At 69.9% G+C, this 10,745-nt stretch carries 2 protein-coding genes and 1 pseudogene; 1 reads left to right on the top strand and 2 read right to left on the bottom strand.

Annotated elements, in window-relative coordinates:
* Positions 1–263: 263 nt before the first annotated feature.
* Both ACFUJR_RS37140 and ACFUJR_RS37135 read right to left on the bottom strand, forming a co-directional pair.
* A complete protein-coding gene (locus ACFUJR_RS37140; protein ID WP_383451194.1) occupies positions 264–6,572 on the bottom strand; it encodes a protein kinase in 6,309 nt (2,102 codons plus the stop codon).
* A 162-nt stretch (positions 6,573–6,734) separates the two neighbouring features.
* Positions 6,735–8,420: pseudogene (locus tag ACFUJR_RS37135) on the bottom strand (SWIM zinc finger domain-containing protein).
* Positions 8,421–8,701: 281 nt separating this feature from the next.
* On the opposite strand from ACFUJR_RS37135, the gene ACFUJR_RS37130 reads away from it, so the two are divergent.
* Entirely contained in the window at positions 8,702–9,373 is a 672-nt protein-coding gene (locus ACFUJR_RS37130; protein ID WP_383168746.1) for a hypothetical protein, read from the top strand.
* Positions 9,374–10,745: the final 1,372 nt, after the last annotated feature.

Raw genomic sequence — 10,745 nt, 5'->3', positions numbered from 1 at the left:
CCACCACCCTTGGACGTCCAGCGGTACATCCGCATGGCGCCACCGCCCTAGTCGTGTGAAGGAGACGGCGAGGACTGAGATTTACAGCTCTATGTGCGGAGGCAGAGGCAGATGGGGATAAGAGACAGGGACGAGCATGTCGGGGGCGCTCTCGGGGAGCACGACCCATTCGCGGCCTCGGGCGGTGACCAGGGAACCGGCGGAGTAGGTGAGCGTCATCGGGTGAGTCCTCGGGGTCCTCGGGTGGTCGGTCGGTTCCGTGGTCAGGAGGCGGCGGGGCCGCCGAAGTAGCGGGCGTGGCGGGCGACGACGGCGTCCCAGTCGGCGGGGTCGGCCGGGAAGCGGACGACGCCCCAGCCGGCGTCGTAGAGGCGCTCCTCGGCGTCCTCGTCGCGGGTGGCGTCCTCCTCCTTGTCCGGCCCGTCGACGAAGACGGCGAGGTTGACTCCGGGCAGGTGGTAGACGAAGTCGGGGAGGGCGGTGCCGACGAGGGTCTGGCCCTCGTCGGGCAGGCGCAGGCCGTGGTCCCTGAGCCAGTTGACGAGGGTCTGCTCCAGGGGAGTGTTCGCCATGTCGTCGGCGTCGTCGGCGTCGTCGGCCGGCGTGCCGGCGAGCTTCGGGGCCGTTCGCCCCAGCTCCTCGACGAGCCGCCGGTGCTGCTCCGTCGGGGACTCGCCCCGTCCTTCGGGCTCGGACACGGCGGAGGCGAGGCGGCGCAGCAGGTGGACGACGGTGTGGCGGTCGATGGCCGCGTGGTCGAGCTGGTTGCCGTAGGTGAGCAGGCAGTCGTAGCAGCCGCGGGCGCAGTGCTGCTCGGCCTGGTCCACTCCGTGCTCGTCGAAGTGGCAGATCTCCAGGGCGCGGCGGGCGGCGACGGCGAGCGCGCCGGGCTCGGCCTGGAGGCGGCGCAGGACTCCGGCGCCGCCCTCCGCGGCCTCGGTGAGCAGGAAGCGGTTGCGGGGACCGTCGTCGGGCGGGAGCAGTTCGCTGGTGAGCTCGGAGTCCTCCAGCTCGAACGCCGCCTCGACGCCCCGCTCCAGGGCGTACATGAGAGTGAGGGCGATGGGTTCGGGCAGCGGCTCGTCGAGGGTGACGACGAGGATGTTGCGGCGGTCCTCTACGAAGGGGACGACTCGCTTCTTGCGGCGCTTCTCGTTGCCGTCCGGGTCGATGACCGGCATCTCGCTGGAGTCGCCGGACGCCTCGGCGGCATCGCGTTCGTTCATCCAGTGGCCGCTTGCGGGGTCGAGCCAGTAGCCGTCCTGCTCGTTCTCCTTGGCGCGCAGCCGTCCCTTGTTGGTGATGCGGACGGTGGCCGAGTCGCCGTACGAGATCGTGGCGAGACTACCCGCCGGGTCCGAGACGTGGGCGTCCTGGCGGCCCTTGCGGATGCCGTGGTCCTGGAAGCGGTACGAGATCTCCAGCCGGAATCCGGCCCTGCGGCGCTCCTCCTCGTCGGAGGAGATCCGCTCCCGGCGCTGGGTGTAGACGGTGTGCAGGTGCAGCAGGTTGTAGGCGGCGGCGCCGAGCGGCTCCTTGCACATGTCGCAGACGTCGGCGCGCTGCTCGGGATCGTGGTGGTAGCCGCAGTGCTTGCAGCGGGTGGCCGCGGTGGTGGCGATGTCACCGGAGGAGTCCGGGGGCAGCTGGACGCGGGTCACCTGGTAGCGGGCGCCCTCGTGGTAGATCAGCGCGCCGGGGCCGAACTCGCGGATGGCGAGGAAACGGGGGCGCTGGAGGTAGTCGCCGTCGCCGTGGCGGCGGCCGGTGGTCGGGATGTAGGCGGCCAGCGGCAGGCGGGGGAAGGAGTAGCCGGGCAGGAAGCCCTCGGAGGCGAGGTAGCGGTAGGGGTTGAAGTCGGAGAGGACGGACCGGCTGTCCGGGGTCTCGTTCTTGAGGAGGTTGAGCTGGGTCTCGGCCTCCTTGCGGCGGCCTGTCGCACGCCGCCGGTCCCCTTCCGTGAGGGTGTGGTCGAGGACCCGCTTGTTCTGGACGTACTGGTCGACGAGGGCGGCCCGGAAGAGGTCGCGCCAGCGGTCGAAGGCACGGTCGAAGCGGTCGGGGGCGGTGCGGACGCGGTCCTCGATCCAGCGTTCGTCCCACCAGACGGTCGTGGCGAAGTCGGGAAGCAGCGGGCCGAGGACCCGGTGGGCCGCCGCCACCGTGCGGGCCTGCGCGTCGGCGTCGCGGGAGGCGGCGTACAGGTCGTCGTGGAGGTGGAGCGCCGGGTTCGGGCGGCCCAGGCTCTCGTCGTACGCGATGTCGATGATCTGCGGGATGGCGCGGCCCAGCTTCAGCCCCACCTCGGCGAGCCAGATGCCCTGGAGGTGGGAGAGGACGAGGTCCTCGTTGGCGAGGTCGAGGCGGGGCGGGGCGACTGCGCCCGCCACCATGCGCTCGGAGTGGCGGAAGTAGTACTGGTCGTGGCTGTTGCCGGTGGCGCAGTACGTGGTGACGAGGGCGGGCTGGCCGCTCCGGCCGGCGCGTCCGCTGCGCTGCGCGTAGTTGGCCGGGGTCGGCGGCACGTTGCGCATCATGACCGCGTTGAGGGACGAGATGTCGACTCCCAGCTCCATGGTCGGGGAGCAGTAGAGGAGCTTCAGTTCGGCCTTGCTGAACGCCTCTTCGCGGCGCTCGCGCTCGGCCGGGTCGACCTGGGCGGTGTGCTCGCGGGCGAACAGGCCGGACAGTTCGGCGGCGGCGTTGCGGTAGAGGTCACGGAAGAAGGTGTTGACGCGCGGTCCGTCGCCACTGGCGTACGTGCGGGTCAGCGGGTCGTGGGCGCCGGACTCGCCGGGGCCGGCCCGCCAGATGAGGGAGGCGGCGGAGATCCGGTAGCCGGTGACGGCGGGGCCCGCCGGAGCCCGGAAACGGCCGGCGCGCTGGGGTGCGGCACTGACCTCGGTGACCAGGCCGGCCTTCGTGAGCACCTTCAGCAGGTCCTCGATGATCTTCTGGAGGTCGGTGTTGTCCAGCTTCACGCCGTCCCGTACGTCGAAGACCGTGGGCGCGGTGCGGCGCAGGTACTTGCCGAACTTGCCGCGGGCCGAGAGGAAGTGCCCGGACCGGTCCATGCCGCGGCTGTCGGGCTGCGGGTAGGCGGTCTTGACCCTGGGCGCGTCGGACCTGCCGAGGACCCACGGGTCGATGAGGCGTTCCTCGCTGGCACGCTGGAGGGCGTCGAAGTCGTCGCGGAAGTACTGGACGTCAATGGCGAGTTCGCGGCGCATGTCGTCCAGGAGCGTCCGCGTGATCTCGGCGCGCAGGGCGGGGTCGGCGTCGCGGAGCGCCGCATGCGTGTCCTGCCAGCGCTCGTCACGCTCGGCGACCCACTGGAGGTCCGCGTAGTCGATCGTCAGCAGACCGGTCCGCTCCAGGTTCGGCATGGTGATGCGCCAGCCGCTCTCCAGGTCGAGGTAGAGACGGAAGGCGATGACATCACGCAGGGTCTTGGCCGCGTTGCGGGCGAGGGCGGGCGGCAGGTCCGACTGGCCGGTGTACTCGACGGGGTCCAGGGCGAGGGCGTTCGCCACGCGGGTGGCCAGCTCCTCGTGGTGGATGCCCTCTTCCCCGGCGTCCAGGGCGGCCCGGTAGAGCGCGCCGCGCAGTTGGGTGATCTGGACGAAGTCGTTGAAGTGGCCGGCCTGGAGGGAGGCGTCCTGGCGGTTGTCGACGAAGGTGAGGAGCTTGCGCGCCTCCTTGTCGAGGGCTTCCTCGGGAACGGCCTTGAGGGAGCGGACGACGGCCGCCGACACCAGGGAGGTGGCGGAGGACCGGCCTTCCTGGTCGAGGGTCGCGAGCTTCGCGAAGTCCTTGCCACGCGGCTGCTCGTAGGACACCGAGCACTGGATGCAGAAGCGGAACGGGGCCGGGATGAAGGCGGCGTCCAGGTCGCCCCGTCCCTCGTACCCGTAGGGATCGACGGTCACGGCGCGGGGCGCGCGCTCGCGGTACGACTTCCTGACGACTTCCTGACCACGGTCGTCGAGCTCCAGCCACGACTCCGGCAGCTTGCGCTCGGCGACGGCCTCGTCGAGCGAGCGGGGCCACGGGCGGCCGACGTAGAGGTAGCCGTCGCCGGCCCTGCCGCCCGTGGCGGAGGTGTCGCGGCGGGACTCGTAGCGGACCTCTCCGTCCTTCTCGGTGCGCCACACCGTCAGGTACTCCTGGCCGCACTCCCGGCAGAAGGCGAGCGGGATGAGGAGCTTGCCGTCGGTGCCGGGCTGCACCTGCTGGTAGTCACGGGTGAGGTGTCGGCTGGCCGGGTCCTCCAGGGTGACGTAGACGGTGTCGCCCTTGGAGAGGAACTGGTGGAGGCGGAAGGCGAAGAGGGGGCGCTCCGTGACGGGGTGACGGGCCTGCGAGCCGGCCTCCAGGGTGGCGCGCAGGGCCGCGGCGCAGTCCTCGACGGACACGCCGCTCTCCCGGGCGAGGTCCTCGGCCGCGTCCTCGATCTTGGCGGGCTTCTGGCGGACGAGGCGGTCGGTGAGGGTGTCGGTGGCCAGGCCGAAGCGGGTCTCGATCCAGCGGGCAAGCGGGTCGCGGACCAGGTCCGCGTACGCACGGGGCGCGTCGGTGGTGCGCAGCCGCTCGGCAGGGACGGTGTCGGGGGCCGGGTCGGTGGCGCGGACCAGGGTCTCGCCGATGACGTGCTCGGTGCGGATCCTCGTGCCGAAGAGCTTGGAGGCGACGCCCGCGACCACGCTCTTCTGCTCGTCGATCGTGCCCTCGGTGGACATGGTGGCGGAGGTTCCGACGCACTGCAGATGGTCGGCCTGGCACGCCTCGCGGACGCGGCGGATGAGCAGGGCGACGTCGGCGCCCTGGCGGCCTCGGTAGGTGTGGAGTTCGTCGAAGACGAGGAATTCGAGGCCCTTGGCCATCCGGACGAGGCTGTCTCGGTCGTCGGGACGGGTGAGCATCAGCTCCAGCATCACGTAGTTGGTGAGCAGGATGTCCGGCGGGTTGTCACGGATCTCCCTGCGGGCGGCGTCGTCCTCCTGGCCGGTGTAGCGGGCGAAGGTGACGGGCTCACGTCCTGCGCCGTAGCCGTCCCTCAGGTACTTCTCCAGCTCCTTGAGCTGGCTGTTGGCCAGGGCGTTCATGGGGTAGACGATGATCGCGCGGACTCTCTTGGCCGTCCCTCGCGGCTCCGTCTCCCGGTCCCTGAGGACCTTGTCGACGATGGGCACGATGTAGGAGAGGGACTTGCCCGAGCCGGTGCCGGTGGTGAGGACGTAGGACGCCCCGGACCGGGCGGCGTCGACGGCTTCGCGCTGGTGCTGGTGGAGGGTGAGCGGGCGGCCGTCGCAGACGGTGCCGCCCCTGGCCTTCTTCGCCTGGAAGATCCGCGCGCACTCGGGGTGGAGGACGCCCTGGGAAGCGAGCTCGGCAACGGTGCCGGCGGAGTCGAAGAAGGGGTTGAGGGAGATCCACGGGTTGGGCCACTGGGACTTGGCGTCGAGGTCGCGCCGGACGAAGTCGGCGACGCGTTCGTCACGGATGATCGTGCCGCCCTGGGTGAAGGCGCGGTACTCGTCGATCAGGTCCCGGTGGACGCCGAAGACGTCCATGCCGGACGTGTGTGGGCGGGTCTGGGCGGGCGGCTGGTCGGCCGGAGCCTGCCGCGCCGTGGGCGTGGAGAGCGCGGACCGGTCCTGGAGGAGGCGGCCCACCGGGTCGAACTCGTGCCAGGCGGGCAGCGGTTCGGCGGGCGCGACGAACGGCAGCAGGGCGTCCCGTACGGCGGCGGCGCTCTCGGGGCGGTCCGCCGGGTCCTTGGCGAGGAGGCGGTCGACGAGGCGGGCGAGCGCCTCGGGGACGTCGTGCCGGACCAGCCGGACCGGGTTCGGTGCCTGACGGACGTGCTTCTCGCCGAGTTCGTACGCGGAGGTGCCGACGAACGGCGGTACGCCGAGGAGCATCTCGTACAGGACGCAGCCGAGGGCGTAGAGGTCCGCCGCCGGGGTTACGGCTCCGCCCTGGAACTGCTCGGGTGCCATGTAGCGGGCTGTGCCGACGGTGACGCCCGTGCTGGTGAGCTTGGTACCGTCCGGGTCGTCGACGATCCGGCCCATGCCGAAGTCGAGGACCTTCACGAGGCCACCGCGGGTGAGCATGACATTGCGGGGCTTGAGGTCGCGGTGCACGACGCCCTCGACGTGTGCGGCCTTGAGTCCCTCCGCCATCTGCGCGGCGATGGCGGCGGCCCAGGAGATCGGCAGCTGCGGCTCGTCGGCGACCAGGTCTGCGAGGGGGTGGCCGTCGAGGAACTCCATCGCGAGGTAGGGCAGGCCGCCGTTCGTCTCGTCCACACCCCCGGCGATCGTGCGCGGGAGGTTGGGGTGCCGGCCGAAGGTCTGCATAATCCGCACCTCGCGGGCGAACCGTTCCACGGTCTTGGTGTCGCCGTGCGTGTCGATCTGGAGGCCGGACCGGCGCCGAAGGATCAGCTTGACCGCCACGACGCGGTCGGCGTCGCCCGGGGCGGCATCAAGATCCTCGGCTCTGTGGACCTCACCCATGTTGCCCGAGTCCACAGCCCCCAGAAGCCGGAACCGCCCTGCGATCATCTCCGTCGCCACAGCCCATTCCCTTGCATCTTCGCGTGGCCCTGCGAGCACACGACTCCCCACGGGAGAATGTCGTGGAATGCGACACGGACAGACTCCCAGCCCCACAGGCAGCGTACACGATACTTCTATCGTAAACAACACTTCAATGCGTTGACGGCGTCAACACGCCTTCCACAGGTCGTGTTCGTCCATCAGGCGCATCAGGTTCCGTTTGCGCTTCTGGGTGGCGCGCAGGTCGGTGACGTACGTGGTGAAGTCGTCCGGCGTGCCGAGGTGACGGTGGCAGTCGCGGATGCTCAGGAGCAGGCTGACGAGCTGTTCGTAGGCGTGGGGTTGCCGGTCTGGCAGGTGAGCAAGGCGGCCAGGCGGTGGTAGACGGCGAGGGCACCGGCGGGGCGGGTGGTGCGAGATCGGTCGGCGAGGGTGAGCCACTGGCCGTCGTGGGCGCCGTGCTCCGGCCGCGCGCCAGGCGGCATCCGTGTCCTTGTCGTCCAGGAAGACGTCGACGAGGACGCGCCCACCGCAGCCTTTCGCCCGTTCCGCGTCGGTGCGCAACAAGGCCAGAGCCTTCTCGCGCTCGGGCGGCCAACATGCGGCGGCCCTGGCTGCGGCGCGCAGCTGCTGGTAGGCAAGCAGGCTGCGGCAGGCGGCGAAGTGGTCACGGCGCAGGGTGACGGCGTCGGCGAGCCGGCCGGTTCGGGTGTAGCGGTCGGTGAGGTGGTCGACCAGGGCGGTGTCGACAGTGGCGAGGTCCTCAGCGTCGCGGATGCCGCGCTCGGCCCACTCCAGGGCTTCGGCGGGGCGACCGGCGGTGTCCAGTTCGCGGGCGATGAGCAGGTGGGTGTGACCATTCGGCGCGAGGTCGGCGGCGTGCACGGCGATCACCGTGTCGACGTCCCGGCCCGACTTCGCCAGGCGCTGCAGCAGGTGCCTCTCGGCCCAGCCGGTGCGGTTGGCCGTCCATGCTTCCGTCGCGTACCGGCGCAGGGCGATCAGTCCCTGCTCGCCGAGCAGGTCTTCGTAGTCGAGCGGGTCGATGTCCGTCAGGTCGGCCGCTTCGTCGAGCGCGTGGGTCACCAGCCAGTGCGCGAGTTCCTCGGGCTCGGGCGTGGCTTCATAGCAGGCGTCGCGGTGGGCGTCGGCGAGGCCGGCGCCGATCTGGCCGAGCCAGCCGTCGGAGTCGTCGACGCTCTCGGCCACCCCGGCCAGCAGCCCGATCACCTCCCGCGACAGTGCTATCGCGTCGGAGGCCCGGCCGGAGCCGGTCAGCGAGCGGATCGCGGACACCGCCTGCCCGGCCTGGTCGGCGTAGGCGCGGGCGTCGGCGTACTCGACGTAGCCGTACTGGGCGAACGGGCCGATGTCGAGCAGCTCACGGATGCGGAACCGGATCCCGGCCAGGTCTCCGCGAGCACTCGCCGCCCGCAGCTCCAGGCGGCGCTCAAGCTGCTGGTCCTCGGCGATCTCATCTCGTACGAGAGTGAGCAGTTCCTCCCGCGACAGGGCGGACAGCCAGGTATCGAGGCCGCGCGCCCGGTCCCGGGCCGACTCCCGCAGACACGGGAGGTCCGCCTCCTGGGCGATCACGGTCAGGCCGAGAGCAACCAGGTGCTTGCAGAAGTTGCCCTCCTGGCCGTACGGGCAGTCACACGTGCCCGCCGGCCCCTTCCCCTTGCGCCCACCCAGGACGAGCTCCGTCTCGTACCGTTCCGTTCCGTGCACCGACGCCCTGATCCAGCCGTCACCGAACTCCACACCGGACACCTCGTCGACGTAACCGAGCCCGCGCCCGAACGAACGCTCGCCGACCAGCACCCTCAGCTTCGCTTCCGTAAGACCGCCCAAAACTCTTCGCGCTCCGCTCCGGCTCGGACTCCCCCACCAACTGCGCTCACACTAACGGCCGCCGGATCGAACAACCCCAGGGATCAGTACGGCGCCACCTCCGCGCGTCGCTGCTGCTTTCAGCAACTCGCACGCCCTCCAAGTCCCGCCGGCTCCGCCGCCCGGCCGACGGATCCTCCTCGCACCAGACCGTCAACGACTGATTCCCTGCGGCGCCTCACGCCCCGCCTGTATGGTCGTCGACCACCCCGGCTCCCCGGGCCTTCCCCGAAAGGCGCCGCATGACCCAGCCCGCCACTGTGAACCTGACGAAGGCCTCGCCCACGGTCTCCCTGGACAAGCACGGCGTGACCTCGGGACTGATCAAGGTCAACCTCAACTGGACCTCACCGCAGGCCGCCGCCCAGCGGGCGGCCGGCGAGGCCCATGGCCTGTTCGGCCGGATACGGGCATCGCTGCGGTCGGCCGCGGCCAGGCATGTGGATCTCGACCTCGGCTGCATGATCCGCTGCACCGACGGCTCCAAGACCGTGGTGCAGGCACTGGGCAACGCGTTCGGCACGGTGGACCGCTTCCCGTACGTCGCCCTCGACGCGGACGACCGGACCGGCGCCCGGGGGACGGGAGAGAACCTCGTCATCAACTTGGACCACCAGGCCGAGTTCCAGAAGCTCCTGCTCTTCGTCTACATCTACGAAGGGTCCGGCGACTTCCGCGGCCTCGACGCCGTGGTGACGCTGACCTCCGACCGCGGTGACCGCTTCCGGGTGGTTCTGGACGAGTGCCCGCCGCAGGCACACGCCTGCGCCATCGCCCTCATCAAGCGGCAGAAGGGCGAACTCGTCATCGGCCGCGAGGTGCGCTGGTTCACTCCGCAGGACGGCCCCGGCGTCCAGGACGTGATCTCCCGCGCCTACCGGCTCGGCATGAAATGGACCCCCGGTCGGAAGTGACGCCCCCTGCCACGGACAGACCGCGTACGCCCTCAGGCGCACTCAACACTCGACCGGCATACGACCTTGAGGTTACCGGGAGCCGCCGCATTCCCCGCGGTCAGGCACACTCGGCCATCCATGCACGCGACCACCCACTCGTTCGAATCGAGGCCCGGTACACGCACCCCTACACCCACCGACGCCCCACGGCATCCGCCACGTTGCACCAGACTTTCAAAACAAGCCGGAAAGCATGCAATGGCAACCAAGCAGAACGTTTCGTTTTCGCGGAACATGCGTGAGGCTGGGCCACTAACATAGAATCAGATGCTCCGATGACCTGGTAAAACATCGGAAAACGACGGCCTCCGGAGTCATGTGCGCGGTTTCGAATCCCGCCGGCGGAAAAGGCGACACTGGCTACCTCTTCAGGCCAACCCTCCACGCGGCACCCACCCTGCACCACGATCACTGACAGCATCCGCCCGTCACGCAGCCATAATCCGAGGGCAGACCATTGGAACGGCCGGTCAATGAACGTCAGCTTGCGGTTCTTGAGTGGGTGGAAGCCGGGTGTCCTGCCAGCGTATGGGAGACCAGCTCCTACAAAACCACCTGTCAGGCACTGCAGAACCGGGGCCTGGTCACGGTCTCCCGCAAGGGTGGGCAGTGGAGCGTCGCTCTGACGAGCGCCGGTCGGCACTACCTGGCACACGGCACGTACCCTCCCTGCAGGCCTCGCCCACGGAAGGCCCAGGCCGCCACTCCGCAACCGCCGCCCACCCGAGCGCAGGAAATTCCGGCAGCTGGGCGAAAGCCCAGCCCTCCTCCACGGCCTCGCGTGACCTTCACGGAGCAGTTGTTACAGGAGCTCGCGGGGGCGGGCGGCCGACTCGTCAAATGCGGCAGCGGTCCGGAGTTGGAGAAGTGGCCGTCGCGTGTAGCTGCGGCGCGCAGATCCGGAAGGATCCCGGAGACGAAGGAGCTCTATGGAGGTTGGTGCCGTGGCGGGTACGAGATCAAGCTCGTCAACATGCCAGCCTGGCGCCTCGCGCCCCTCGAACCCGTCCCTGTGCCCTCGCGGCTCGCGCGGCCGCACAGTGTGGTCCGGGCCATGCAGAACGAACTGAGGTTCCCCTCGTAGCGTGGAGTCCGTGACAGCAGGGGATGTTGGTTGTCATGGCGGAGAAGCGTCGGAAGTTCACGGCGGAGTTTCGTGTCGCGAAACCTTCAATGCACTTGCGTGACCTGAGAAAACGCTAAGGGCTTGCAGATCATTAACCCGCAGTCTTGATCTCTGTGGCGATGGTGATTCCGTGGCTGGTCGCGAGGTCGTGGAGGGAGTCCAGGTCGGCCAGTCGGGCTTCGGTGGGTTCAACGGTGTGCCCGG

This window comes from Streptomyces sp. NPDC057271 (assembly GCF_042668715.1).
In the GTDB taxonomy this organism is placed as follows: Bacteria; Actinomycetota; Actinomycetes; order Streptomycetales; family Streptomycetaceae; genus Streptomyces.
This window is presented reverse-complemented; position numbering and strand designations above follow the sequence as displayed.